Origin of the sequence: Stenotrophomonas sp. STK16_22, from assembly GCF_051984505.1 — a bacterium.
Taxonomy (GTDB): Bacteria; Pseudomonadota; Gammaproteobacteria; order Xanthomonadales; family Xanthomonadaceae; genus Stenotrophomonas; species Stenotrophomonas maltophilia_A.
Genome location: NZ_CP196972.1, coordinates 3,120,075 through 3,145,856 on the forward strand (window position 1 = coordinate 3,120,075; position 25,782 = coordinate 3,145,856).

Annotated in this window: 23 protein-coding genes; 11 read left to right on the top strand and 12 right to left on the bottom strand. The window is 66.5% G+C overall.

Going from position 1 to position 25,782, the window contains the following annotated elements; translation table 11 throughout:
* The first annotated feature begins 42 nt into the window (after positions 1–42).
* Together ACSYAO_RS14630 and ACSYAO_RS14635 are read left to right on the top strand one after the other, a co-directional pair.
* Positions 43–1,914, top strand: a complete 1,872-nt coding sequence (locus tag ACSYAO_RS14630) for an ABC transporter ATP-binding protein (protein WP_149909193.1) — start codon at positions 43–45, stop codon at positions 1,912–1,914.
* Positions 1,915–1,994: 80 nt separating this feature from the next.
* Positions 1,995–2,774: a ferredoxin--NADP reductase gene (locus ACSYAO_RS14635; RefSeq protein WP_005410300.1), complete on the top strand. Its 780-nt coding sequence runs from the start codon at positions 1,995–1,997 to the stop codon at positions 2,772–2,774.
* Positions 2,775–2,851: 77 nt separating this feature from the next.
* On the opposite strand, the gene ACSYAO_RS14640 is transcribed toward ACSYAO_RS14635, so the two are convergent.
* Positions 2,852–3,331 (bottom strand): glutathione peroxidase, encoded by a 480-nt coding sequence (locus tag ACSYAO_RS14640; protein WP_149909192.1) that lies wholly within the window; start codon positions 3,329–3,331, stop codon positions 2,852–2,854.
* 130 nt (positions 3,332–3,461) lie between these two features.
* Here ACSYAO_RS14640 and ACSYAO_RS14645 point away from each other — a divergent pair, with 130 nt between their 5' ends.
* Entirely contained in the window at positions 3,462–5,630 is a 2,169-nt protein-coding gene (locus ACSYAO_RS14645; RefSeq protein WP_149909191.1) for a M3 family metallopeptidase, read from the top strand.
* A 198-nt stretch (positions 5,631–5,828) separates the two neighbouring features.
* Here the strand turns inward: ACSYAO_RS14645 and ACSYAO_RS14650 are convergent, their stop codons facing one another.
* The 4 genes from ACSYAO_RS14650 to ACSYAO_RS14665 form a co-directional block, all read right to left on the bottom strand.
* Positions 5,829–6,590 (bottom strand): hypothetical protein, encoded by a 762-nt coding sequence (locus tag ACSYAO_RS14650; RefSeq protein WP_049462195.1) that lies wholly within the window; start codon positions 6,588–6,590, stop codon positions 5,829–5,831.
* 161 nt (positions 6,591–6,751) lie between these two features.
* Positions 6,752–7,867, bottom strand: a complete 1,116-nt coding sequence (gene cfa / locus ACSYAO_RS14655; protein ID WP_149909190.1) for a cyclopropane fatty acyl phospholipid synthase — start codon at positions 7,865–7,867, stop codon at positions 6,752–6,754.
* Positions 7,868–7,886: 19 nt separating this feature from the next.
* Positions 7,887–8,768, bottom strand: coding sequence for a DUF3298 and DUF4163 domain-containing protein (locus ACSYAO_RS14660; RefSeq protein WP_049462196.1), 882 nt, complete (start codon positions 8,766–8,768; stop codon positions 7,887–7,889).
* Between the two features lie 37 nt (positions 8,769–8,805).
* Positions 8,806–9,108, bottom strand: a complete 303-nt coding sequence (locus ACSYAO_RS14665) for a GNAT family N-acetyltransferase (protein WP_006455911.1) — start codon at positions 9,106–9,108, stop codon at positions 8,806–8,808.
* 185 nt (positions 9,109–9,293) lie between these two features.
* Here ACSYAO_RS14665 and ACSYAO_RS14670 point away from each other — a divergent pair, with 185 nt between their 5' ends.
* A complete protein-coding gene (locus ACSYAO_RS14670) occupies positions 9,294–9,479 on the top strand; it encodes a hypothetical protein (RefSeq protein ID WP_049421514.1) in 186 nt (61 codons plus the stop codon).
* 43 nt (positions 9,480–9,522) lie between these two features.
* Here the strand turns inward: ACSYAO_RS14670 and ACSYAO_RS14675 are convergent, their stop codons facing one another.
* Complete coding sequence (locus ACSYAO_RS14675) at positions 9,523–10,149, bottom strand: rhomboid family intramembrane serine protease (RefSeq protein ID WP_032129656.1); 627 nt, start codon at positions 10,147–10,149, stop codon at positions 9,523–9,525.
* A 7-nt stretch (positions 10,150–10,156) separates the two neighbouring features.
* Positions 10,157–11,722 (bottom strand): POT-type proton-dependent oligopeptide transporter, encoded by a 1,566-nt coding sequence (locus ACSYAO_RS14680; protein ID WP_032129657.1) that lies wholly within the window; start codon positions 11,720–11,722, stop codon positions 10,157–10,159.
* 163 nt (positions 11,723–11,885) lie between these two features.
* On the opposite strand from ACSYAO_RS14680, the gene ACSYAO_RS14685 reads away from it, so the two are divergent.
* Positions 11,886–12,734: an endonuclease/exonuclease/phosphatase family protein gene (locus tag ACSYAO_RS14685; protein ID WP_149909189.1), complete on the top strand. Its 849-nt coding sequence runs from the start codon at positions 11,886–11,888 to the stop codon at positions 12,732–12,734.
* Between the two features lie 132 nt (positions 12,735–12,866).
* On the opposite strand, the gene ACSYAO_RS14690 is transcribed toward ACSYAO_RS14685, so the two are convergent.
* Positions 12,867–13,478, bottom strand: a complete 612-nt coding sequence (locus ACSYAO_RS14690; RefSeq protein WP_149909188.1) for a superoxide dismutase — start codon at positions 13,476–13,478, stop codon at positions 12,867–12,869.
* A 219-nt stretch (positions 13,479–13,697) separates the two neighbouring features.
* On the opposite strand from ACSYAO_RS14690, the gene ACSYAO_RS14695 reads away from it, so the two are divergent.
* Both ACSYAO_RS14695 and ACSYAO_RS14700 read left to right on the top strand, forming a co-directional pair.
* On the top strand, positions 13,698–14,153 hold the full coding sequence (locus ACSYAO_RS14695; RefSeq protein WP_149909187.1) for a ribonuclease domain-containing protein: 456 nt from the start codon (positions 13,698–13,700) through the stop codon (positions 14,151–14,153).
* A complete protein-coding gene (locus ACSYAO_RS14700; protein ID WP_032129660.1) occupies positions 14,153–14,566 on the top strand; it encodes a barstar family protein in 414 nt (137 codons plus the stop codon). The genes ACSYAO_RS14695 and ACSYAO_RS14700 overlap by 1 nt, the downstream gene beginning before the upstream one ends.
* A 558-nt stretch (positions 14,567–15,124) precedes the next feature.
* Here the strand turns inward: ACSYAO_RS14700 and ACSYAO_RS14705 are convergent.
* Both ACSYAO_RS14705 and ACSYAO_RS14710 read right to left on the bottom strand, forming a co-directional pair.
* Positions 15,125–16,891 carry a hypothetical protein gene (locus ACSYAO_RS14705; RefSeq protein WP_149909186.1) on the bottom strand — a complete coding sequence of 589 codons (1,767 nt, stop codon included), beginning with the start codon at positions 16,889–16,891 and terminating at the stop codon, positions 15,125–15,127.
* Between the two features lie 10 nt (positions 16,892–16,901).
* A complete protein-coding gene (locus tag ACSYAO_RS14710) occupies positions 16,902–17,501 on the bottom strand; it encodes an NfuA family Fe-S biogenesis protein (RefSeq protein ID WP_032129662.1) in 600 nt (199 codons plus the stop codon).
* 90 nt (positions 17,502–17,591) lie between these two features.
* On the opposite strand from ACSYAO_RS14710, the gene ACSYAO_RS14715 reads away from it, so the two are divergent.
* The 3 genes from ACSYAO_RS14715 to zupT all read left to right on the top strand — a co-directional run bounded on the left by ACSYAO_RS14715 (position 17,592) and on the right by zupT (position 19,263).
* Entirely contained in the window at positions 17,592–17,942 is a 351-nt protein-coding gene (locus ACSYAO_RS14715) for a 4a-hydroxytetrahydrobiopterin dehydratase (RefSeq protein WP_006456031.1), read from the top strand.
* A complete protein-coding gene (locus tag ACSYAO_RS14720) occupies positions 17,939–18,355 on the top strand; it encodes an energy transducer TonB (protein ID WP_032129663.1) in 417 nt (138 codons plus the stop codon). Before ACSYAO_RS14715 ends, ACSYAO_RS14720 begins: the two co-directional genes overlap by 4 nt.
* 98 nt (positions 18,356–18,453) lie before the next feature.
* Positions 18,454–19,263 carry a zinc transporter ZupT gene (zupT, locus tag ACSYAO_RS14725; RefSeq protein ID WP_006456115.1) on the top strand — a complete coding sequence of 270 codons (810 nt, stop codon included), beginning with the start codon at positions 18,454–18,456 and terminating at the stop codon, positions 19,261–19,263.
* Positions 19,264–19,812: 549 nt separating this feature from the next.
* Here the strand turns inward: zupT and ACSYAO_RS14730 are convergent.
* Positions 19,813–20,787: an RluA family pseudouridine synthase gene (locus ACSYAO_RS14730; protein WP_049401092.1), complete on the bottom strand. Its 975-nt coding sequence runs from the start codon at positions 20,785–20,787 to the stop codon at positions 19,813–19,815.
* Between the two features lie 407 nt (positions 20,788–21,194).
* Here ACSYAO_RS14730 and rne point away from each other — a divergent pair, with 407 nt between their 5' ends.
* Positions 21,195–24,413 carry a ribonuclease E gene (rne, locus tag ACSYAO_RS14735; protein WP_149909185.1) on the top strand — a complete coding sequence of 1,073 codons (3,219 nt, stop codon included), beginning with the start codon at positions 21,195–21,197 and terminating at the stop codon, positions 24,411–24,413.
* A gap of 481 nt (positions 24,414–24,894) precedes the next feature.
* Here the strand turns inward: rne and ACSYAO_RS14740 are convergent, their stop codons facing one another.
* Positions 24,895–25,782, bottom strand: a complete 888-nt coding sequence (locus tag ACSYAO_RS14740) for an endonuclease/exonuclease/phosphatase family protein (protein ID WP_149909184.1) — start codon at positions 25,780–25,782, stop codon at positions 24,895–24,897.

The window sequence follows — 25,782 nt, forward strand, 5'->3', positions numbered from 1 at the left end:
CACTGACCCCCTCTGCACGTATCAGGCGCGCACAATACGCGCATGCCTGCTACCCCCACCGCTGGCGCTGACGCCGCGAAGAAACCCAGCCTGCGCCAGCGCTTCAGGGCCATGCGCAACCTGCCGCCGTTCCTGCGCATGGTCTGGAAGACCAGTCCCGCGCTCACCCTGGCCAGCCTGGGGCTGCGCCTGATCCGCGCGCTGCTGCCGGTGGCGATGCTCTACGTCGGCAAGCTGATCATCGACAGCGCCCTGCACCTGAGCCAGCACGACGCGGGCTTCCCGCCGCTGGGCGAAGCGCTGTCCAGCGGCGTGCTGAATCCGCTGCTGGGCCTGCTGGCGCTGGAATTCGGCCTGGCCATCGCCTCGGACCTGCTCGGCCGGCTGGTCAGCTACGCCGATGCCCTGCTCTCCGAGCTGTTCGCCAACGTCACCAGCATCCGGCTGATGGAACACGCGGCAACGCTGGATCTGGAGGACTTCGAGGACCCGGACCTGCAGGACAAGCTGGACCGTGCGCGGCGCCAGACCATGGGCCGGATGAACCTGATGAGCCAGCTGTTCGGCCAGGTCCAGGACGCGATCACTGTGGCCAGCCTCGCCGTCGGCCTGCTGGTCTACGCGCCGTGGCTGATCCTGCTGCTGGTGCTGGCACTGGTGCCGGCCTTCATCGGCGAATCGCACTTCAACGCGGCCGGCTACAGCCTCAACTTCCAGTGGACGCCCGAGCGCCGCCAGCTCGACTACCTGCGCCAGCTCGGTGCCAGCGTGGAAACGGCCAAGGAAGTGAAGATCTACAACCTGCACCGCTTCCTGGTGGAACGCTACCGGCGGCTGTCGGTGGCGCTGTTCCAGGCCAACCGTGCACTGGCCCGGCGCCGCGCGTTCTGGGGCACGCTGCTGGCTGCGCTGGGCACGCTGGGGTATTACACCGCCTACGCCTACATTGCCTGGCGCACGGTGCGCGGCGACTTTTCGATCGGCGACCTGACCTTCCTTGCCGGCAGCTTCCTGCGCCTGCGCCAGCTGCTGGAAGGCCTGCTGATCGGCTTCTCGCAGGTGGCCAGCCAGGCGCTGTACCTGGACGACCTGTTCTCGTTCTTCCAGATCGAGCCGGAAATCCATTCGCGCGAAGGTGCGGTGCGCGTGCCGCAGCCGATCCAGCAGGGTTTCGTGTTCGAGAACGTCGGTTTCCGCTATCCCGATGCCGAACAGTGGGCGGTGCGCCACCTCGATTTCCAGCTGCAGGCCGGCGAAGTGCTGGCCCTCGTCGGCGAGAACGGCGCCGGCAAGACCACCCTGGTGAAGCTGCTGGCACGGCTGTACGAACCGGACGAGGGCCGCATCCTGCTCGATGGCCGCGACCTGCGCGACTACGACCTGGACGACCTGCGCGCCAACCTCGGGGTGATCTTCCAGGACTTCGTGCGCTACAACCTCAGCGCCGGCGAGAACATCGGCGTCGGCCAGGTCGAGGCGATGGACGATCAGGCACGCATCGCCGACGCCGCGCGGCGCGGCATGGCCGAGGAAGTGATCGACGACCTGCCCGGCGGCTACGACCAGCTGATCGGGCGCCGCTTCAAGCAGGGCGTGGACCTGTCCGGTGGCCAGTGGCAGAAGATCGCCATTGCCCGCGCGTGGATGCGCAATGCGCAGGTGATGATCCTGGATGAGCCAACGGCAGCGCTGGATGCGCGCAGTGAGTTCGAAGTGTTCCAGCGGTTCAGGGAGCTGGCGGATAATCGTACGGCAGTGCTGATTTCCCACCGTTTCTCTTCTGTACGCATGGCCGATCGCATCCTGGTGCTGGCCGATGGCCGCATCGAGGCCAGCGGCACCCATGCGCAGCTGATGGCCCAGGGAGGACGGTACGCCGAGCTGTTCGAGCTGCAGGCGGCGGGTTACCGCTGAGAACGCCTCTCGTTCCGCCCAATGAGAACCCGTCTCATTTGAGATAGAATCACCCCCGACGACTTCCGATAGATACGCCCATGTCCTCCGCTTTCGGCGCCGAAACGGTGCTTGAGGTCCGTCACTGGACCGATGCCTACTTCAGTTTCACCACTACCCGCGACAGCGGCTTCCGCTTCGAGAACGGCCAGTTCGTGATGATCGGCCTGGAAACCGAGGCACGGCCGCTGCTGCGCGCCTATTCCATCGCCAGCGCCAACTGGGAAGAGCACCTGGAGTTCTTCAGCATCAAGGTGCAGGACGGACCGCTGACCTCGCGCCTGCAGCACATCAAGCCGGGCGACAAGGTGCTGGTCGGCAAGAAGCCCACCGGCACCCTGCTGATCAGCGACCTGCACCCGGGCAGGAACCTGTACCTGCTGGGCACGGGCACCGGCATGGCGCCGTGGCTGTCGGTCATCAAGGACCCGGAGACCTACGAGCGCTTCGAGAAGGTGATCCTCTGCCACGGCGTGCGCTACGAGAAGGATCTGGCCTACCGCGATTACTTCGAGAAGGAACTGCGTGAGCACGAGTTCCTGGGCGAGATGATCGGCGACAAGCTGCTGTACTACCCGGCCGTCACCCGCGAGCCGTTCGCCAACCAGGGCCGCCTGACCCAGCTGATGGAAAGCGGCCAGATGCAGCGCACCCTCGGCCTGCCGGAGCTGAGCCCGGAAAACGACCGCGCGATGATCTGCGGCAGCCCGCAGATGCTGGCCGACCTGCGCAGCGTGCTCGATGCCCGTGGCTTCCAGGTCTCGCCGCGTATCGGCCAGCCGGGCCACTACGTGTTCGAACGCGCCTTCGTCGAGAAATAAGCAAAAAGGGGACGGAGGGGATTAAGTCGTTTGTGCACAAACGACTTAATCCCCTCCGTCCCCTTTTCGGGTTCATCTCACAGCAGCGCTTCAATCTCGCTGCGCAGCTGTTCCGGCTTGGTGGTTGGCGCAAAGCGCGCAGCCACCCGCCCCTGGCGATCGACCAGGAACTTGCTGAAATTCCACTTGATGCGGGCGCTACCCAGCAGGCCGCGCTTCTCGCGTGACAGCCAGGCCCACAACGGATCAGCCCCCTCGCCGTTGACCTCGATCTTCTCCGAAAGCGGGAAGCTGACCGGATAATCCAGCGAACAGAACTGGCGGATCTGCGCGGCGTCCCCCGGCTCCTGCGCGCCGAACTGGTTGCACGGGAAGCCGATCACCACCAGGCCACGCTCGCGATACTCCTGCCACAGCTGTTCCAGCCCGGTGTACTGCGGGGTGAAGCCACAGCGGCTGGCGACATTGACCAGCAACAGCGGGTGACCCCGGTACCCGGCTAGGGCCTGTGGCTGGCCGTCGAGGTCGCGGAAGCTGAAATCGTAGGCAGTGGTCATGGCGGTGAACCGTGGGCGGTGAATGCATGGTACCCGCGCCCGGCCGCGGCAACATGCCTTTTGACACAAGTGCGGGCGCCGCCGGCCGGGTTACTCTCGGGCCCTTGTTTGCCTTACCGGAGTTCCTGCCTTGACCACCCGCCTTGCCCTTGCCGTGGCCATGTCCCTCGGCCTTGCCCTGCCCGCCTTCTCGGCCGGCGCCGCCACCCCGGCCGCCAGCAGCACCGCCCAGCAGGCCAATCCGTTCTTCGCCGAAAGCCCGCTGCCGCTGCACTTCCCGCAGTTCGACAAGATCAAGGACAGCGACTTCGCCCCGGCCTTCGACGCCGGCATGGCGCAGCAGCTGAAGGAAGTGGAGGCGATCGCCAACAACAAGGCCAAGCCGACCTTCGACAACACCATCATCGCCCTGGAAAAGAGCGGTGACATCCTCGACCGTGCGACCACCGTGTTCTTCAGCCTGGTCGGCGCCGATACCAACGACACCCGCAAGAAGCTGCAGGCCGACTACTCGGCGAAGTTCGCCGCGCACAGCGATGCGATCGCGCTGAACGGCAAGCTGTTCGCCCGCATCCAGGCGCTGTACGACACCCGCAGCCAGCTGGGCCTGGACGCCGAAGGCGTGCGTCTGGTCGAGAAGTACTACGACAACTACGTGCGCGCCGGCGCCAAGCTGTCCGAGGCTGACAAGGCCAAGCTGAAGGAGATGAACGCCGAGCTGGCCAACCTGGGCACCAAGTTCAGCCAGAACGTGCAGTCGGAAGTGAACGCTTCGGCGATCAACGTCGACGACGTCAAGGAGCTGGACGGCCTGTCCAAGGAGCAGATCGCTGCCGCCGCCGAAGCCGCCAAGGCCCGTGGCCTGGAAGGCAAGTACGTGATCACCCTGCTCAACACCACCGGCCAGCCGCCGCTGACCAACCTGGCCAACCGCGCTCTGCGCCAGAAGATCTACGAAGCCTCGACCACCCGCGGCAGCCGCGGCGGTGAGTTCGACAACACCGCGCTGGTCTCGCGCATCATGCAACTGCGTGCTGACAAGGCCAAGCTGATGGGCTTCCCGAACTTCGCCGCCTACAACCTGACCAACCAGACCGCCAAGACCCCGGAAGCGGTCAACGCAATGCTGGGCAAGCTGGCTCCGGCCGCCGTGGCCAATGCCAAGCGCGAAGCCGCCGACCTGCAGGCGATGATCGACAAGGAACAGAAGGCCGCGCGCAAGCCGACCTTCCAGCTGGAACCGTGGGACTGGGCCTTCTACAGCGAGAAGGTGCGCCAGGCCAAGTACAACTTCGACGAGTCGCAGCTGAAGCCGTACTTCGAGATGAAGAACGTGCTGGAGAACGGCGTGTTCTACGCCGCCGGCCAGGAATTCGGCCTGACCTTCAAGCAGCGCACCGACCTGCCGGTCTACCACGATGACGTCACCGTCTACGACGTGTTCGACGCCGACGGCAGCCAGCTGGCGATCTTCATCTTCGACCCGTATGCACGCGCCTCCAAGCGCGGTGGTGCGTGGATGAACTCCTACGTCTCGCAGTCCAAGCTGACCGGCTTCAAGCCGGTGGTCGCCAACCACCTGAACATCCCGAAGCCGCCGGCCGGCCAGCCGACCCTGCTGACCTGGGACGAGGTGAACACCACCTTCCACGAGTTCGGCCACGCCCTGCACGGCATGTTCTCCAACGTGAAGTACCCGTACTTCTCGGGCACGTCGGTACCGCGTGACTTCGTCGAGTTCCCCTCGCAGGTCAACGAGATGTGGTCGGACAACCCGGTCATCCTGAAGAACTACGCCAAGCACTACCAGAATGGTTCGGCGATGCCGCAGGCACTGCTGGACAAGGTGCTGGCTGCGGCCAAGTTCAACCAGGGCTTCGCCACCACCGAGTACCTGGGTGCAGCGATGCTGGACCAGCGCTGGCACCAGATCGGCGCCGACCAGGTGCCGGCCGCCAAGGACGTGATGGCCTTCGAGCGCGCCGCGCTGGAGAAGGACGGCATCTACTACGCGCCGGTTCCGCCGCGCTACAAGACCCCGTACTTCAGCCACATCATGGGCGGCTACTCGGCCGGCTACTACGCCTACATCTGGTCGGAAGTGCTCGATGCCAACACCCAGAAGTGGTTCAAGGACAACGGCGGCCTGAGCCGCAAGAATGGCGACCACTTCCGCGCCACCCTGCTGTCCAAGGGCGGCAGCGTCGACGCGATGCAGCTGTTCCGCGATTTCGCCGGCCACGAGCCGCAGATCGAACCGCTGCTGGAAAAGCGTGGCCTGACCGGCGCCGGCAACTGATCGCCCGCGCGGTAGCCTGAAACGAAAACCGCCCGGGAGACCGGGCGGTTTTTTGTTGGGGCATCCACGCATGGCGTGGATCTACTGGAGTGCGTCATGTGTGGATCGATGATGCCGGGGTTCGTGGCGCGGATGGATCGTGCCGACCAACGGTCGGCACCCACCAGTAGATCCACGCCATGCGTGGATGCTCTCCGGTCACCGCCGAAACAGTCGCTCCCACCACCGTCCTTTCGGCGTACCGGGCGTGGCAGCGGCAGTCGATGCGATATCCGGGTGCGCTGCCACGAACTCCGCCAGCTGTGCCGCCGCGGCCTCCGCATACAGCATCGCGCCATCCGGCGCGCAGTTCAGCAGATTGCTCAAGCTGGTCGATGCATTGAGATCCATCGGGTTCGGCTCGACCACCTCGCTGGCCTCCAGCAATCCGCATCCGCTGGCGATCGCGTAATCGACAACACGCCAGAAAACGACCAGGCGTCCATCGGAGAACAGCTCCTCCAGGCGCGCAGCCAGTGCGCTGTCCACTGCATGATCAGCGCGTAACTGCTTCAGCCGGGCATGCGTGATGAACACGCCACCACCATAGTTTTCACGTAGATGGTTGCCGGCGGCAGCATCCGCCCACTGCAACGGCACCAGTTGCCGCCAGTCCGCGAAATAGCGGGCGACCACCGGATCGTCGATGAAAAACGAAAGGGCACTCCCGCGGAGATAGTGATACCGCCGAAGGTGGCCAGCCACGATCGCCAGGTACAAAGCGTGCCCCTTCTCGAAAGGCACTTCTGCGCTGATCGAGCGAGCCTCCTCGATGCGCTCCTGCAGCTGCTCCATGTAGAACGGCTCGATCTGGAACCGCTGCTGCAGCTCGGCGACCAGCGCGCCATCCTCCAGCGCACGGAAATAGATGTCACGGATCTCGGATTCCGCAATCGGATGATAGGTGATGTCCCAACCCATGCTGCGATGCCTTCAGTGAAGCGGTGATGCCGCTGGTCGACAAGTCTAGCGCCCACGTCACCCCAGCCAGGCACAGCGCCGACAACGCTCGCGCATGACGTCAAGCGATGTCGCTTCTTCCACGACCCGCACCATCGGTCGCGCAGGGCAGAAGTGCAGCCTCAACGTGGCGCCACGTACCCACCCGGCACGCCTTCCGGCGACAGCACCAGCTGCCACAGCTGCGCGTGCCGGCAACGGAAGGTGGCCATCGACCCGGCCAGGTAAAAGCGCCACATGCGCCGGAAGTGTTCGTCGTAGCGCGCATCCAGCCGCGGCCACGCCGCTTCCACGTTGCGCCGCCAGGCCTGCAGGGTCAGGTCGTAATCGGTGCCGAAGTTGTGCCAGTCCTCCAGCACGAAGCGGCCCTCGAACGCCTTGGTGATCTGCACCGCCGATGGCAGCATCGAGTTGGGAAAGATGTAGCGCGCGATCCACGGGTCGGTACGATGCCGCGAGATGTTGGTGCCGATGCTGTGCAACAGCAGCAGACCGCGCGGTGACAGGCAACGCCTGGCCACCTCGAAGAAGCTGGCGTAGTTCTTGTCGCCGACGTGCTCGAACATGCCGATCGAGAAGATCGCATCGAACGGTTCGTGCAGTTCGCGGTAGTCCTGCAGGCGGATCTCGATCGGCAGGCCGGCGCACAGTTCGCGGGCGAACTCGGCCTGCTCCTGCGAAATGGTCACGCCGACGCCACTGACACCGTAGCGCTCGGCGGCGAACTTCAGGGCTTCGCCCCAGCCACAGCCGATGTCCAGCACACGCTGCCCCGGGCGCAGGCCCAGCTTGCGGCAGACCAGGTCAAGCTTGGCTTCCTGCGCGGCGTCGAGATCGCCGGCATTGCGCCAGTAGCCACAGCTATAGACCAGGCGCTGGCCCAGCATGGCCTGGTAGAGATCATTGCCGAGGTCGTAGTGGCGGCGGCCCACCTCGTAGCTGCCCTGTCCCACCTGCAGGTTGAACAGGCGCGCCTTCAGTGCATCGGCCACTTCGCGCCAACCGTGCACCCGTTCGTCCAGGTGCGCCTGCATCAGGTGGACAAGGAAGTCGTCCAGGACGTTGGCATCCCACCAACCGTCCATGTAGCTCTCGCCGAGGCCAAGCGAGCCGTGCGCCATGACCCGCGCGAAGAAGCGCGGGTCATGCACCTGGATATCCTGTGGCTGGGTACCGCCGATGCGGACCCCGGCTTCCTGCAGCAGGCCGGCGACCCGCTCCTGCAACCCTGTATCCACGCCACCTCCTCGACTGCGGTCAACCGCGTGCGAACAGCTCCACGTAGTCCTTGGCCACGTGCGGCAACAGCACCGCCGCCGGTACATCGGCGGTCTGGGTGCCGTCCGAGTATGGACCCACCTGGTACGGCGGGAAAACAAAGCGCAGCGCGGTGATCTGCCCCTTGTCGTCGGTCAGCGGCTGGAACTGGCTGAAATTGTCGGCCTGCGGGCCGGTGCCGTCGGCAATCATGCGCGATGCGTTGCGCAGCGATTCCTGCAGCTGGGCCGGATCCATGTCCTCACCGCTGAGGCGGGTGGCCACGCGTTCACGCAGCTGGTCAGCGACGAAATTGCTGATCGCCTTCCAGCCCTTGGCATCGGCCACCAGCTTTTCGGCGCTGAGCATCTGCTGATGCTGCGGCAGCCACACGAATCGGGCCACCAGCGGTTCGCCATGGGCGCCACCGGTGTAGCGGCTGCCATCGGCACTGACCACCACCAGCTGCGGGGTTTCCAGCAGCTTCTCGAAGCTCAGCGACAGCTCGTACGGCATGGTCGGCTTGTCATTGCCCAGCCCGTCCAGCGCCTGTTGCAGGTCGCTGCGCGCACTCGTCGCATAGCTCTGCAGCGCGCGGGCCAGGCCCGGGTAGCGGTCGATGCCGGCCGGGTAGCTGATACCCACCACTTCGCGTTCGTTGTTCTCGATCACGTCGCGCAGGTCCAGCGGCGCTTCCGTGACCGGCGTTTCGCCTGCGGCGGTGGCCTCGGCGGCAGGCGCCGCGTCGGTCGCCGGTGCCGGCTCGCTCTCACGCTGGCAACCGGCCAGCAACAGCACGCTTACCACGCCGGCCAGCACGCTGCCGTGCAGTGGCCGGTTGTTTCCAATCTTCATCGGGATCCCCTGTTCATGTTTGTACATCATCGCCTGCCATGGCTGAAGCGTGACCCGCTGGCGTTCAGCCAACGAGCAGGTCGTGGTACTCCTCATGCCGCTGCAGGAAGGCCTCGGCGTAGGAACACGCCGGCACCACCTTGTACTTCTGCTCACGGGCAAAACGCAGCGCCACACGGGTCAGCTCACCGGCGATGCCTCGGCCGGCAATCGGCTCGGGCACCTCGGTATGCGTGATGACCATGCGCCTGCGTTTGATCTGGTAGTCCAGCACCGCCAGCTGTCCGCGCACACGGGCGGTGAAGCGATGGTTGGCCAGGTCGTGTTCGACCTCGTAGGCCAGACCGGGGGGCGTGACCGAAGCCATGGAACTGTCTCCTGCGGCGACTGCGTGGATGGTGAGCAGCCGGGCGCCATGATCGCGTGAAGCCTGAACAGGGGCAAGTCCGTTCCATTCACGTCAGTTTGCGACCCTCAAGCTGGAGCGCTGGCGGCCGCTATCGCCTGTGAAGGGGTACGGCCAGGCTGGCACGGCCCTTGCGACCGTTGATCATGCGCACCACCGCGGAGGCTCCGATGCACCCCAGCGATTCCCATTCAGATACCGACCGCGCCCTGCTGGAGGGCCTGCTGCAACTGGCCGTGGAGGGGCAGACCCAGGACCAGGATTTCCAGCGCATCGGCGAAGAAGTGTTCGCCCGCCTGCTGGATACCTACGGTCAGCAGCCCACGCTCTGAAACAGCGGGGGCGGATCGCTGCCGATCCGCCCCGCTCCCGTCATCAACCGCCGCCGAGGCGGAAGGTCGGGTTGGAGAGTTCGCGCAGGAAGTGAGTGAAGATGCTCGGCTGCATGGCCAGCATGAAGATCACGCCGAACGCCGCGCCCGCCAGGTGCGCGCTGTGGTTGATGCGGTCACCGCCGCGCTTGTCCATCCAGATGCTGTAGCCGACGTAGAACGCGGCGTAGACGATGGCCGGCGCCGGGATGAAGAACACCAGGATGATCGACCACGGCTTGATCAGGATGAAGGCGAACAGCACCGCCGACACCGCACCGGACGCACCCAGGCTGAGGTAGTTCGGGTTCTTCTGGTTCTTCAGGTAGCTGGGCAGGATCGAGACCAGCAGCGCACCGATGTAGAACGCCGGGTAGGTCAGGTAGCTGCCGGTCAGCTGCACCATCACGCTCTCGATGAATCCCCCGAAGAAGAACAGGGTGATCATGTTGAAGATCAGGTGCGACCAGTCGGCGTGGATGAAGCCATAGGTCACCAGCCGGTCGTACTGGCGGTGACGGTCGACGGCTGGCGGCCACAGGATCAGGCGGTCGGCCAGCTTGCGGTTGTTGAACGCCATCCACGACAGGATGGCGGTGATGGCGATCAACAGCAGATTGACGGGGGTCATGTCAGGCTCAGGCGCTACGGTAGTTGTCGACCATACGATAGCGTTTCGCATACCAACCGAAGGCCAACGCCGCGACGAAGGCGAAACCGGCGAAGAAGAACATCAGGAACGCCGCTTCACTCAGGCCCGTACTGGCGATCTTGTGGGTCACCGCATCGTTGCGCACCGCCGCGTTGGACAGCAGCACCCACAGGTTGCCGATGGTGGTGGTCAGGTTCCAGAAGCTCATCACCACGCCCTTCATCGCCTGCGGCGCCTGGCTGTAGGCGAACTCCAGGCCGGTGGCCGAGACCAGCACCTCACCGAAGGTCAGCAGCGCGTACGGCAGCATCTGCCAGAAGATCGACATGGCGTTGCCGCCGTCCATCACCACCTGGATGCCGCCGACCACGATCCAGGCCAGGCCGCTGAAGGCGATGCCGGCGGTCATGCGGCGCAGCGCGGTCGGCTCGAAGCCGAAGCGGCGCAGGGCCGGGTACAGCACCAGGTTGTTGAACGGAATCAGGATCATCACCAGCAGCGGGTTCAGTGCCTGCATCTGCGAGGCGGTGAACCAGCTCGGCATCTGCATCTGCTGGCCCTGCAGGACCCAGGTCGAGGCCTTCTGGTCGAACAGCGAGAAAAACGGCGTGGTCAGCGCGAAGATCACCAGCACCCGCAGCACCGAGCGCACGCCTTCGACGGCTTCGGCCGGATGCTGGCCACGGGCGCGATCGAGCTGCAGCCAGGTGCCGCCGCCGATACCGGCCAGGATCGATACCAGCGCCAGGCACAGGCAGATGACAATGCCCAACGAGCCAACCAGGCCGAACGAGGCCACTGCCAGCACCAGGCCGAGCACGGCGATCACCAGGCCCGGACGGCCCTGGCCGGCCACGCGCGTGGTCAGTGCGGTACGCACCACGTTGGCGAACGAATGCGGATCCTTCGGCGGCAGCGGCACCAGCACGTAGCGCTTGCGGCCCAGCCAGAACACGAAGGTGGCGATGAACATCAGGATGCCCGGGATGCCGAACGCCCACTGCGGGCCCCAGTTCTTCAGCACCAGCGGGATCAGCAGCGAGGCGAACAGCGAGCCGAAGTTGATGATCCAGTAGAAGGCGTCGAAGACGATCTTGGCCAGGTGCTTGTTGCTCTGGTCGAACTGGTCGCCCATGAACGAGGCCACCAGCGGCTTGATGCCACCGGCACCGAGCGCGATCAGGCCCAGGCCGAGGAAGAAGCCCTCGCGGCTGTTCTCGAACAGCGCCAGGCACAGGTGGCCGGCACAGTAGACCAGGCTGAACCAGAGGATGGTGTGGTACTTGCCGAAGAACCTGTCGGCCAGCCAGCCTCCGAGCAGCGGGAAGAAATACACGCCGATCATGAAGCTGTGCATGATGTCCTTGGCTTCACCGGCACGGCCTTCCGCAGTGATTTCCTGCAGCAGCAGCGAGGTGATCAGGAACTGCACCAGGATGTTGCGCATCCCGTAAAAACTGAACCGCTCGCAGGCCTCATTGCCGATGATGTACGGGATCTGGCGCGGCATCTTTCCCTGGCCGGCGATGGGGGCAACTGCGTCGTGGCTCATCCTGTAAGGCAATCCTGCAAAGCGAAAGGCGCAAGATTACCGGAAGCAGGGCTTGCGAAGCACGCTGCAGGGCTGCATGACAACGGTGCCAATCCATGGCAGGCAGCGACACTCCGTGCCGGAAGTCACGGCACCTGCACGACAAAAGCGTAAACTTATCGTTATGCGCCCCCTCGCCCCCGCCCGTCTCCTGCTCAGTTGCCTGGTGCTGCTGATGGCGTTGCAGGCACAGGCGCGGCCGCAGGCAACGGCCACCGCCGCCAGCGAGAGCGAGCCCCGGCAACTCACCGTGGCCGCGCTGGAACTGCCCAGCCGCGATGACGCGCAATGGAAGTTGCGCCGTGAGCAGGTCGCACAGTTGCTGACCGACCTGCAGCCGGACGTGATCTCGGTGCAGCAGGTGCTGCAGCAGCAGGGCCGCAATCCGGCCTGCTGGCTGGCCAGCCGGCTGCGCTACAGCTGCGACTTCGTTACCGCCGATCCGCCCAGCCAGCCGTTGCGGCATGGCAACGCGATGCTGACCCGGCTGCCGGTCAGCGAGGATGGCGTGACCCTGCTGCACCCACCCGGCACCTTCAGCGCCGCCGGCATGATGCGGCTGAAGCTGGGCGAGGCGCTGGTGAACATCTACGTGGCGCGGCTGCGCCCGGACCCGGACGAGGCGGCCGCCCGTCAGCATCAGACCAGCGATCTGATGACCTGGATCGGGGCCACGGCCGAAGGCATGCCCAGCCTGATCGCCGGCGATTTCTCCGCCAACACAGTGGAACTGGTGCGCAGCACGCCCGGCTTCCAGCCGGCCCGGCGCAATCCCGGCGGCCGCGCCGAGGCGCCTGCGGCCAGTGGCGGTGGCAGTAGTGGCCATGGCCTGGATGTGCTGTTCCAGGTCAAGCACTTCGGCGGCATCCGCCAGCAGCCGATCCTGCTGCCAGCCGACGGCGACCTGCCCGGCCTGCGCCTGGGCGTGATGGCTACGCTGCGGCTGCAGGGTGATACGGCCACGGCCGAATAGGTAGTGCCGGCCGCTGGCCGGCTCCTCGGGTACCACACGATTGCCGGCCAGCGGCCGGCACTACCGAATGACTCCTGCAACAGAAAAGGCCGGGGTCTCCCCCGGCCTTTTCAGTTCATCCCGTTACCGCGATCAGGCGATCGCTTCCTGGTAACGGCGCTCGACTTCGTTCCAGTCGATGACGTTGAAGAACGCGCCGATGTATTCCGGACGACGGTTCTGGTACTTCAGGTAGTACGCGTGTTCCCACACGTCCAGGCCGAGGATGGGGGTGTTGCCTTCCATCAGCGGGCTGTCCTGGTTGCCGGTGCTCTCGACCACGACCTTCTTGTCCGGGGTCACGCTCAGCCACGCCCAGCCGCTGCCGAAACGGGTCAGCGCCGCCTTGGTGAAGGCGTCCTTGAACTTGTCGAAGCCGCCCAGGTCCTTGTCGATGGCCTTGGCCACGTCGCCCACCGGGTTGCCGCCAGCATTCGGAGCCATCACGGTCCAGAACAGCGAGTGGTTGGCATGGCCGCCACCATTGTTGCGCACCGGACCCTGCAGGTTCTCCGGCAGCGACTTGAGCTTCTTCACCAGTTCTTCGACCGGCAGGTCAGCGTACTCGGTGCCTTCCAGCGCCGCGTTGACGTTGTTGATGTAGGTCTGGTGATGCTTGGTGTGATGGATTTCCATCGTCGCCGCATCGATATGCGGTTCCAGCGCGTTGTAGGCGTAGGACAGCTTGGGCAGGGTATAGGCCATGATGCATCTCCTGATTGCGAGGGCACCCGACGGTGTCGGGCGTTGCGCGGTGAATGATGGGGACAGACCGCCAGATTACCAAGGGGGATGTAAAGGAAATTGCGTCCTGCCAGTGAGCATGACGGCAATTGTTACGCAGCAGTGACGCGACGCCATCCTCATGCACCGTGCAGCGCACAGGCGCTACAGTGCCCGCACCACCCTCGCCCGCCCCTGCCCATGCGCAACCCCCGGCTGCTGATCACCGCCATCGCCCTGCTGCTGCTCGGCCTGGTCGCCAACCATTTCATGCAGCGCCCGCCGGCGCCGCAGTTCGCGCCGGACCTGCAGGGTGCGCCTGCCGCGCGCGCGCCGGCCACCATCGCCTCGCCCGGCAAGGACAGCGGACTTCCCGCGTTCCTGCCCGCCGAAGCACGCGCGACCATCGCGCTGATCCAGCGTGGCGGCCCGTTCCCGCACCGCCAGGACGGCAGCACCTTCGGCAACCGCGAGCAACAACTGCCGCAGCGCGCACGCGGCTACTACCGCGAATACACCGTCGACACCCCCGGTGCGCGCACCCGTGGCGCTCGCCGCATCGTCACCGGCGGCGATCCGCCGGAGGCGTGGTACTACACCGACGACCACTACGAATCGTTCCGCAGCTTCACCGTACCGGCCCAGGGAGCGCAGTGATGAGCCACGATGATTTCGGCCTCGGCCTGCATGACATCAACAATGCCGGCGTCTACGCCATCGACAGCGACGACATCGGCGCACTGGCCGCTGCGATGCGCGATGCCGGGCTGAAGGTGATCCGCATCGACCTGGAAGGCGTGGCCGACAAGCGCACCCTGCTGGCCCGGCTGGCCGCGCAACTGGATTTCCCTGCCGGCTTCGGCGGCAACTGGGATGCACTGTCGGACAACCTGCGCGACCTGCAGTGGCTGCCAGCCAACGGCTACGCGCTGTTCCTGGCCGACGTGGACACGTTGCGCGCCTCCACGCAGAAGGATTTCGACACGTTGCTGGACGTAATGGACGAAGCCAGCCGCGACTGGGTTGGCCGAGACGTGCCGTTCTGGGTGTTTCTGTCGCAGAGCGCGTGAGGTCGATGCCCTGGTAGATGCCGACCTTGGTCGGCGCACGTGCTCCGGTAGATGCCGACCTTGGTCGGCGCACGTGCTCCGGTAGATGCCGACCTTGGTCGGCGCTTCTGTGCCAACCAAGGTTGGCACCTACCAAAGCGCGGGCCGGCCAGCAGGTCGGCCGAGACGTGCCGTTCTGGGTGTTTCTGTCGCAGAGCGCGTGAGGTCGATGCCCTGGTAGATGCCGACCTTGGTCGGCGCTTCTGTGCCAACCAAGGTTGGCACCTACCAAAGTGCGAGCCGGCCAGTGGGTTGGCGGAGACGTGCCGTTCTGGGTGTTTCTGTCGCAGAGCGCGTGAGGTCACCACCCAGGTAGAGGCCGCCCCTGGTCGGCGCACGTGCATCCGGTAGATGCCGACCTTGGTCGGCGCTTCTGTGCCAACCAAGGTTGGCACCTACCCAAGCGCGCCAGCATGGCCGTCACATCCCGCGATGGGTCCATCGAAAAGCCCCCTTGTTGTTCAAGGGGGCGCGCCAACGGCGCGGGGACAAGGAAACATGTGTGGACAACGGGAGCCGTTAGCGGCTCCCGTTATCTTCCTGCAGCTCTTTCTTGAACGGGATGTCCGGCGGCGGTCGTGCCACCGCCGGCTGGTCCTGCATGTTGGGGTTGGTCAGGCCACAGCCACCACCGGCCTGCAGGATCGAGATCACGCAGGAGATCTTCGTGCTGGTACCCGGCAATGGAATCTCCATCGCCTTGACGCCCTTGCGCACCCATTCGGCCAGCAGCGATTCCTGCGGCACCCAGTACTTGTCGAACGACGTGGGCGTGTAGTCGTACGGCGGTCGCTTCAGCCAGGTGCCCGATTGCGCGATGCGTTCCTTGCTCCAGCCGTCGTTGGCGCCACCTGGCGCACCGCGCTCGGCACGCCCCTCGCCTTCCTGGCCCGGCACGCGGACGCTGCCATCGGCATTGAACAGGCCACTGCCCTTGCCGCTGGTACTGGCCTGGCGGGCGCCCTTGTCGGCGCCGTCCTGGTTGCGGCTCGATGCCCCCCAGTCATCGCCCTTGGCGGGCGTGGCCCAGTTGCCCGGATTGGGGGCCGGGCGCGCTCCGGCCTGGGCCGGGGTCGTGCTGGATGCAGCAGGCCGCGCGGCGCTGCTGCTCGCCTGCGTCGCGCTGCCATTGGCCGCCGGCGCGGGCGTTGCCACGGGTGCATTGCCACTGGAAGACGAAGGGGCTGCCACCGGTGCCGAGGCTACTTCGCGCTCGCGCACCTGTACGTCACGACCCGCCGGCGCATGCACTGCCGGTTCGCGACCGGCGACGGTCGCCATCCGCACCTGCGGATCGACCACCGCCTGCACTTCACGCTCGCGCACCTGTACGTCGCGCTGCGGCACGCGCACCTGCACATCGGCCGTGCGCATTGGCTGCGACACCGCCGGTGCATCGACCGTACTGACTTCGCGCTCCTGCACCGGGATGTCACGCAGCTGCGGCGTCCGCACCGCGATCTGCGGCGCACGCATCGCGGTTGGGGTTGGCGGCGCCTGCACCGGCTGCACGCTGCGCTCGCGCACCGTGGGCGTGGTGTCACGCGGCACGATGCTGACCTCGGTGCGCGGCACGCTGACCGGCGGCACCACGAAATCCGTGCTGGCCTGCGCCACTTCGGTGGCCTGCACCGGCGACGGTGGCGGGGCCGCAAGCGGGGCCGGCTCGGCTTCGGCCGGCGGCGACGGCGCGCTGGCTGCCGGTGCTGGAGCCGGTGCAGGCGCAGGCGCCGACGCGGCCACAGGACGCGGCTCAGGTGCAGTCGCGGCCCCTGCTGCCTGGCCGGCGGCAACCTGGCCGGCCGGTGCAGCCGCAGCCGCCTCGGCACCCGGCTGATCGCCTCCGCCCTCCTGCGAGGCGCGGCCGACGAATTCCACCTGCATGCGCTCGCCTTCGGCGCCCTCTGCTTCCGGTGCCGTGGTGCGGATCACCGCAACCCACAGCAGCAGCATGAAGAACAGCAGGTGCAGCAGCGCGCTGGCCAACGCCGAGGTCCAGCGCATCCAGCGCTGATCGCGCGGCGCAGCGTCCCAGTCCTGCCAGAACAACCGGCGCAGCGCCTGCCACGGCGACAGCCGGGGTGATTGGCCCGGCGGTCCAGGCAGCGGGCGCGGCAGCAATACCGCAATCACTTCGCGGGCGTGGAACGGCCGCGGCAGCGGGCCCAGCGAGCGCAGCCACAGCGCCCAGCCATAGGGCAGGCGCGTGGACTTCTCGAGGACGGCGCGTGGCTGCTGGCGGGCCAGCAGCAGTTCGATGAGTTGCTCGGCCCGGGTCAGAGGCACGCGTCAGCGGTCAGGCGACGTTGCCGCGCGGGATATACGGCGCGTGGCCGCTGTCATGGTCGGTCGCGTCGCGCACGGCGGTCACGCCCGGCACGCGGCCCATCAGGGTCTTCTCGATGCCCTGCTTGAGCGTCACGTCGGCCATGCCACAGCCCTGGCAGCCACCACCGAAGCGAAGCAGCACCACGCCGTCGGACGAGACTTCCTGCACGGCCACCTTGCCGCCATGCGAGGCCAGCTGCGGATTGACTTCGTTTTCCACCACCCAGTGCACGCGCTCGACCAGCGAAGCGGCATCGCCGGGGGCCTCGCCCTTGATGCGCGGCGCCTTGATGGTCAACTGCTGGGTACCGGCGGTGCCGGCGACGATGTCGATCTCGGCGCCATCGAGCCAGCCGACGCTGCTCGCATCGACGTAGAGGGTGAAGCCATCGCAGTCCACCGCCCACTCGTCACCGAGCAGGTCGGTCGGTTCGGCGAACTCCAGCCGGGCATCGGCGCGCGGGGTGCCGGGCTCGACCGCACTCAAGCGCACGCCCATGCCGGGCACGCCCTCGCGTTCGATCAGCTTGCGGAAATGGGTCTGGGCAGTGTCGGAGATCTGGATCATCAGGCTATTCTAGCCAAGTAAGCGTCAACCGCTCATTCGGTTTATACACCGTCCGGCGCATTGTTCAGTCAACACGAGGTGGAGATTCCCATGGCCGACCTGATTCCACTGGCCCAGGCCCGTTGCGTGCCGCGCAAAGGCAGCGATCACAAGCTTGGCGAAGCCCGCCTGGCCGAACTGCTGCCGCAGATTCCCGGCTGGGAGCTGAGCGAGGGCGGCCAGGCCCTGTCGCGCACCTTCCGCTTCAAGGATTACTACGCCACCATGGCCTTCGTGAACGCGCTGGCCTGGATCGCCCATCGCGAGGACCACCATCCGGACCTGGGCGTGCACTACGATCGCGCGGTCGTGCGCTTCTCCACCCACGATGTGGGCGGCCTGAGCGAGAACGACTTCATCTGTGCGGCGAAGACTTCGGCCCTGACGGAGCAACTGCCATGAACGTACGTTTGCTGAGCCTGTCCCTGATCGCTGCGACCGGCCTGGCCGGCTGTGGCGCGTCCGAACCAGCGGCACCACCACCGCCGCCGCCCACCGAAGTGGCTGCGGTGAAGACACCGCCGCCGCAGTATCCGCTGGAACTGGCCTGCATGGGCGTGGGTGGCACCAGCACCTTCAAGGTGACCATCGGCACCGACGGCAAGCCGAGCGAGGTTGCGCTGCTGACCGGCGCCGGCAACCCGCAGTTGGATGAGCTGGCCAGGACTGCCGTGCAGGGCTGGCAGTTCAATGCCGCCACCCGCAACGGCCAGCCGGTGCCGGCCACGATCCAGGTGCCGGTGAGCTTCAACCCGCCGCAGCCGAAGCCGGACCAGTGCTTCGCCATCGAAGAACGCCTGCGCCGCGGCGGCTGATCGCGCGCGCCCCGACGAGGCCAGCCGACGCCCGCCTCGCCCTCCCCGCCCCGGGCTCATCCGGGGCGGCTGTCTGTTGACCAGGACCGCGTCGGTACATGCTGCAGATTCCCCCCGAAAATGTCTGGATCGCACTGGCGGTCACCCTCGCGGCCGGCCTGGCCACTGCCATCGGCAGCCTGCTGGTGCTGTTCTCGCGCCGCCCCAATCCGCGCCTGCTGGCGTTCGGCCTGGCCTTCGCCGGCGGCGCGATGGTCTATGTGTCGCTGTCGGAGATCCTCAACAAGTCCATTGCCTCGTTCGCACTGGCCTATGGCGAGCGCACCGGCTTCACCTACGGCACTCTGGCCTTCCTGCTGGGCGTGATCGTGATCGTGCTGATCGACCACTTCATCCCCAACCCGCATGACAGCCTGGACAAGCAGGACCCGGCGTTCCGCGAGAACAGCCGCGAGTACCTGAAGCGGGTTGCCCTGCTGACCTCGATCGCGATCACCGCGCACAACTTCCCGGAAGGGTTGGCAACCTTCTTTGCCACGCTGGAGAGTCCGTCGGTCGGCATGCCGCTGGCCTTCGCCATCGCCATCCACAACATTCCCGAGGGCATCGCCATTGCGGTGCCGGTGTACTTCGCCACCCAGAACAAGTTCTACGCGTTCAGTGCCAGCCTTCTGTCCGGCCTGGCCGAACCGGTGGGTGCGGCGCTGGGCTACTGGCTGCTGTCCGGATCACTGTCGCACGCCACCTTCGGCTGGGTGTTCGGGCTGATCGCCGGCGTGATGGTGTTCCTGGCGCTGGATGAACTGCTGCCGGCGGCCAAGCGCTATGCCAAGGGCCACGAGACGGTTTACGGGCTGGTGGCAGGCATGGGCACGCTGGCGATCAGCCTGGTGCTGTTCAAGTGGTGAGGGGTTTGCGGCCAACGGGCTGAGCCCCCTCGCGGCTGGTAGGTCCCGCAGCATCGAGAGGTCACGGGCGGGGGCGGCTTGCAGGGGACGCCGTGAATCCATCCATGGAGGCTTGGCCGCCGCATCCATGCGGCGGACACCCCTGCAAGCCGCCCCCGCCCGTGCCCCGTCATTTTTCTGTGCGTGCCAGCCACGCGATGAAAGAATAAGAAAGCGAAGCCCGCGCTGCGCGCGCGAGTCGAGCGTCGCTCGACTCTACAAAGGCTACGTGCGGATATGGGTCTACGCTGCGGCTGTCTGGTCCGCCTTGTAGCTAGCCGAGCACCGCAGGTCCGGCGAGGGTGAAGAGGCGCGGGTGTCTGAGCGCAGCGAGTTCCGCGCCGCCCCTCGGCGGACCGAGGAGCGCAGGGCACCGGCGCGCAGCGCCGGCTCGCGGATGGCGGCGTGTTTCTTTGGTTACTTTCTTTGCACGAGCAAAGAAAGTGACAAGCCCACTCATCGCAGGGAAGCGACGGCGCCGACCAAGCACCCGGCGCCGCCGAACCGCCGTCAGCGCAGCCGGTCCAGCGCCTCGACCAACTCATCGGCCAGCGGCGCGTTCAGCACGTACGGGCTCTTGCCGTCGTCCAGCGCGAACTCCAGCGAGGCCGCGTGCAGGAACAGACGCTTCAGCCCGATCTGCTCACGAAGCCGCTTGTTGACCGCAGGATCGCCGTATTTGTCGTCTCCGGCCACCGGATGCCCCAGATGCTGGGCATGCACGCGGATCTGGTGGGTACGGCCGGTCTCGATGCGGACTTCGCAGTAGGAATGACCACCGCGACGCTCCAGCACACGGAAGTGGCTGATCGATTCCTTGCCGATCGCATTGACCTGCACATGGCGCTCGCCGCCCTGGCGCAGGCCCACGTGCAGCGGCGCATCGACCGTCATCACGCCGTCGGGCATGCGCCCGGCCAGCAGGGTCAGGTAGCGCTTGCGGATGCCGGCGCCGTGATCTTCACGCAGCAGCGCCTGCAGTTCGCTCAGCGCGGAGCGCTTCTTGGCCACGATCAGCAGGCCCGAGGTGTCTCGATCCAACCGGTGGACCAGCTCGAGGGTCTGGCCCGGGCGCAGGGCCCGCAGGGTCTCGATGGCACCGAAACTGATGCCGCTGCCGCCATGGCTGGCCACGCCAGTGGGCTTGTTCAGGGCCAGCAGGCGGGCATCCTCGAAGACGATGGCCTGCTCCAGACGGCGCATGAACGCCTCCGGCGGACCGGCCTTGTCTCCCTCTTCGGTGAGACGGACCGGCGGCACACGCACCTCATCACCCGCCTCGAGCTTGCGTTCGGCCTTGGCGCGGCCACCATTCACCCGTACCTGGCCGCTGCGCACCAGCTTGTAGACCAGGCTGCGCGGGGCACCCTTCAGCTGGCCGAGCAGGAAGTTGTCCAGGCGCTGGCCGGCACGGTCGGCGGGAACGGTGATCATGCGCACGGAAGGCTTGTCGCCAGCGGGTTTGGTGGGGTCTTGGGCAGTCATCAGGCTGTTTATTCTGTTACACTCGGGGGGCGAGATAAGGGATTGATTTCGTTGGAAGTTACTCAGGGCCAGAAGCCCAGCTTCCGACGAATCCGGCACAGTGCGCGACCACCGCCCGCGGGGCGGCCATGTTAGCGGCTCACCGGCCTTCCCGGCCATCGCCGGATGCCTGACACGCAACCGTGCTGAACATGTCCCGCGTGGCGCTCCAGCCTGGCTGACAGCTGCCTGCGGCCTGTAACACCCCAAAACCCATAAGAGTGAAGCGCTCCCGCGGCCTGCCGTGGTGTCGTAGCGCTGGAAACCCAAGCCGCCCTCCCCGCGCTTGCGCGAATGGGCGGCGAACCGTGTCCAGAGGCGAAACCCCATGGCGTTCCGCGCGGTAGCCGCTTGCGAGGAACGCAACAATGAAGCGAATGCTGATCAACGCCACGCAGGCTGAAGAGCTGCGTGTTGCCATCGTGGATGGCCAGTCGTTGTATGACATCGACATCGAGCAGCCGTCGAAGGAACAGAAGAAGTCCAACATCTACAAGGGCCGGATCTTCCGCATCGAGCCCTCGCTGGAAGCGGCCTTCGTTGAATACGGTGGCGGCCGCCATGGCTTCCTGCCGCTGAAGGAAATCTCCCGCGATTACTTCCAGGCCGGTGTCGACCACAACAAGGCCGGCATCCGCGAACTGCTGAAGGAAGGCCAGGAGATCGTTGTCCAGGTCGACAAGGAAGAGCGTGGCAACAAGGGCGCCGCCCTGACCACGTTCATCTCGCTGGCCGGCCGCTACATGGTGCTGATGCCGAACTCGCCCAGCGCCGGCGGTGTCTCCCGTCGCATCGAGGGCGAAGACCGGGCCGCCCTGAAGGACGCCCTGGACAAGCTGAACATCCCCGACGACATGGGCGTGATCATCCGTACCGCCGGCGTCGGCCGCGATGCGGAAGAGCTGCAGTGGGATCTGGATTACCTGCTCAACGTCTGGCGCGCCATCGCCGAAGCCGCATTGAGCAAGCCGGCCCCGTTCCTGATCTACCAGGAATCGCGCCTGATCGTGCGCGCCCTGCGTGACTACCTGCGCGCCGACATCGGCGAGATCCTGGTGGACACCGAGGAGATGTACGAGCACGCCCGCGAGTTCATGCAGCAGGTGATGCCGCAGACCCTGCGCAAGCTCAAGCATTACAAGGACGACATCCCGCTGTTCAACCGCTTCCAGATCGAATCGCAGATCGAAGGCGCCTACGAGCGCAACGTGCGCCTGCCGTCGGGCGGCTCGATCGTGGTCGACCAGACCGAAGCGCTGACCGCCGTCGACGTGAACTCCTCGCGCGCCACCAAGGGCAGCGACATCGAGGACACCGCCTTCCAGACCAACCTGGAAGCGGCCGAGGAAGTGGCCCGCCAGCTGCGCCTGCGTGACCTGGGCGGCCTGGTGGTGATCGACTTCATCGACATGGCCTCCAACAAGCACCAGCGCGAAGTCGAGAACCGCCTGGCCAACGCGCTGAAGTACGACCGTGCGCGCGTGCAGGTCGGCCGCATCTCGCGCTTCGGCCTGCTGGAAATGAGCCGCCAGCGCCTGCGCCCGAGCCTGGGCGAGTCGAGCCAGATCGTCTGCCCGCGTTGCGACGGCCACGGCCGCATGCGCAGCGTCGAGTCGCTGTCGCTGTCGATCATCCGCGTCGCCGAAGAGCATGCGATGAAGGAGAACACCGGGCAGGTGCTGGTGCAGGCCCCGGTGGAGATCGCCAATTACCTGCTGAACGAAAAGCGCAGCGCCCTGCGTGAGATCGAGCAGCGCCACGAGGCGCCGATCGTGATCGTCGCCGACGAGCAGCTGCACACCCCGCACTACACCGTCACCCGCCTGCGTGAGAACGAGCTGGGTGAAGAGAGCAACAAGCCCAGCTACCAGCGCGGCACCCCGCGCAAGCTGCCGGTGCACGCGCTGACCAAGGGTCAGCTGAACATCCCGCCGCCGGCGGTGACCCAGGTCAAGCACACCTCCCCCGCCCCGGTGCGCGAGGAAGTGGAGCCGGCCGCAGCGGCACCGGCCCCGGTCGTGGCAGCGCCGGTTGCAGCGGCCCCGAGCGGCGGCGTGATCGGTTGGCTCAAGCGCGTGTTCGGTGGCGAACCGGCGCCGGCACCGGCACCGGCGGCTCCGGTCGCCCGCCAGCAGCAGGACGGCGGCCGCAAGGACCGCAACAAGGATCGCAACAAGGACCGCAAGGACCGTCGCGACGACAACCGTGGCAACGGCGGCAACGGCAACGCGCAGCAGCAGAAGGACGGCGGCAACCGCAAGGAGCGCGGTGAGCAGCGCAGCAAGGACGGCCGCAACGGTAACAACGGCAATGCCCAGCAGCAGCCGCAGCAGGGCAAGCAGAAGGAGCCGCAGCAGCAGAACAAGCCGCGCAACGAGCAGCAGGGCCAGAACCCGCAGCAGCCAAAGCTGAAGCAGCCGAAGCAGCCGCGCCCGCAGCAGGACGGTGACAAGCCGGCCGAGAAGCCGCAGCGCAACGCCGCAGAAGCACCGGCCGAAGCCGTGACCGCGGCTGCAGCCGTGGCCGCCACGGCGGTCGCCGCCAATGCGGTGACCGCGCAGGAAGCGACCGCGCCGGTTGCTCCGGTGGCCGCCGCTCCGGCGGAAGCCGCAGCACCGGTCGACACGACTGCCAACACCGCCAGCGAGGCCGAGGTGGTTGCGGTTGCCGGTGAAGAGGCTGCAACCGACGCCAATGGCGAGCAGACCGGCGAAGGCGCGACCCGCCGTCGTCGCGGCCGTCGCGGTGGCCGTCGCCGTCGTCGCGGTGGCGCCGAGAATGCCGCCGGCAGCGACGCCCTGGGCGATGACCAGGACGATGGTGACGACGGTGACGACGCCGACGGCGCCGAGCCGAGCGTCGACAGCACTGCCGGCACTGCGCCGGTCGCTGCTGCGCAGCCGGCCCGTTCGCAGCCGGAGTTCGACTTCGATGACGAAGCCGAACCGGCCGCTGCCGATGCCGCGAAACCGGTCCGTGCTGCCGCCGCTGTTGCCGCCGCACCGGTTGCCGTGGTGAGCAGCGCTGTGGTCGAAGCCGCCGCCCCGGTCGTGGCTGAAGTGCAGGCCCCGGTCGAAGCTGCTGCGAAGACCGAAGCGGTGTCCTCGCCGGTGCAGACCAGCATGCTCGATGCCATCGACGCCGCGACCCCGGCCCAGCCGGTAGCCGCTGCCGCGCCGGTGACCGAAGCAAAGCCGGTCGCGGTTGAAGCCGCCCCGGTGGTTGAAGCCGCTCCGGTGATCGAAGCCAAGCCGGTGGCGGTCGAGGCTGCGCCGGTCGTTGAAGCCAAGCCAGAGATCGTTGAAGCCGCTGCGGCAGTTGAAGCCAAGCCGGTGGCCGTTGAGGCTGCGCCGGTGGTTGAAGCCACGCCGGTCGTCGAGCCCGTCGTGGCCGCCGAACAGCCGGTCGCTCCGGTGGCGGTGGAAGCCGCGCCGATCGAGGCCGCTGCCCCGGTCGCCGAAGCGGTGGTGACGCCGTCGATCGACCTGGTCGCCGATGGCCATGCCGACGCTGCGGCCCAGGCCGCAGAAGCCAAGACCGATGAAGAAGACGAAGAGGCCGCCAAGCGCACGCCGCCGGCGAACTGATCGCTCCTTGATCGCGTGAAAACGAAACGGCGGGGATCAATGATCCCCGCCGTTTTTGTGTGTGCGTTTGGCGCTGGCTTCGCTTTGGTAGAAGCCAACCTTGGTTGGCGCCGTTGATTGAGTGCACGTGGACACGCACGCGCCAACCAAGGTTGGCACCCACCAGGGCACACCCCGCGCACGGTCACTGCTTTGGTGGAGGCCAACCAGCGCACACCCCGCGCACGATCACGGCTTAGGTAGAGGCCAACCTTGGTTGGCGCCGTTGATTCAGTGTACGCAGACACGTTCGTGCCAACCAAGGTTGGCACCTACCAGGGCACACCCCGCACGCGGTCACTGCTTTGGTGGAGGCCAACCAGCGCACAACCCGCGCACGGTCACTGCTTTGGTAGAGGCCAACCTTGGTTGGCGCCGTTGATTCAGTGCACGCAGACACGTTCGTGCCAACCAAGGTTGGCACCTGCCGGAGCCTGCTCCGTCAGGGCTTCGGTGCGAACTGCAACCGGGTCCACACGCCGTAGTGGTCCGAGGCCCAGCGTCCGCTGTCATCGGGCTGGTCGAACAGCAGCTTCGCCTCACGCGCGACCATCTCGTCCTGCTGGAAGAAGATGTGGTCGATCCGCGACGGCGCCTGGTAATAGTGGCGGTTGAGCGTACTGACCCCGGACAGGTCGGTATTGACGTGCACGCTGCCGTAGCTGTCGCCGTAGTGGCTGCGCAGCTCGCTCAGGTCGCCGGCATCCACCAGCGCATTGAAGTCGCCCGCGATCACCACCGGCGCACCGGCCGACGTCGTGGTGATGAAGCGCAGCAGGTCCTCGACCTGGGTGCGACGGATGCGCTGCCCACTCTCATCGCTGCGCTCGTTCAGATGCGTGGCGTAGACGTTCACCGGCGTGCCGTCGACGTCGATGCGCAGGTGAGCCACGGTGCGGTAGTCGTCCAACGGCAGCAGCAGATGATCACCACGGGCGAGGATCGGCCGCCGGGTCAGCAGAGCATTGCCGTAGCGCTTCGGTGCGCCCACCGGATCGGTGGATACGAACACGTACTTGTAGCCGAGTTGGCTGGCCAGCCATTGCGCCTGGTTTCGCACGTTGCGGCGCTGGATCACCTCCTGCAGGGCAACCGCATCCGGCTGCAAGCGCTTGAGCTCGGCCAGGATGGTGCGGCGCCGGCTCGGCCAGTCTTCGCGGTCATGATGCAGGTTGAAGGTGACCATGCTCATGCCCGCTGCGCTGGCAACGTCGGGCGCCGCGTTCGCGGCAGCCGGCTCGGCCGCCATCACCGCGCCCGGCACTGCCAATGCAATTGCCAGCCCCAGGGCACGCACCGACGTGCGCACCCTTGCCCCCTGTTGCTTCAT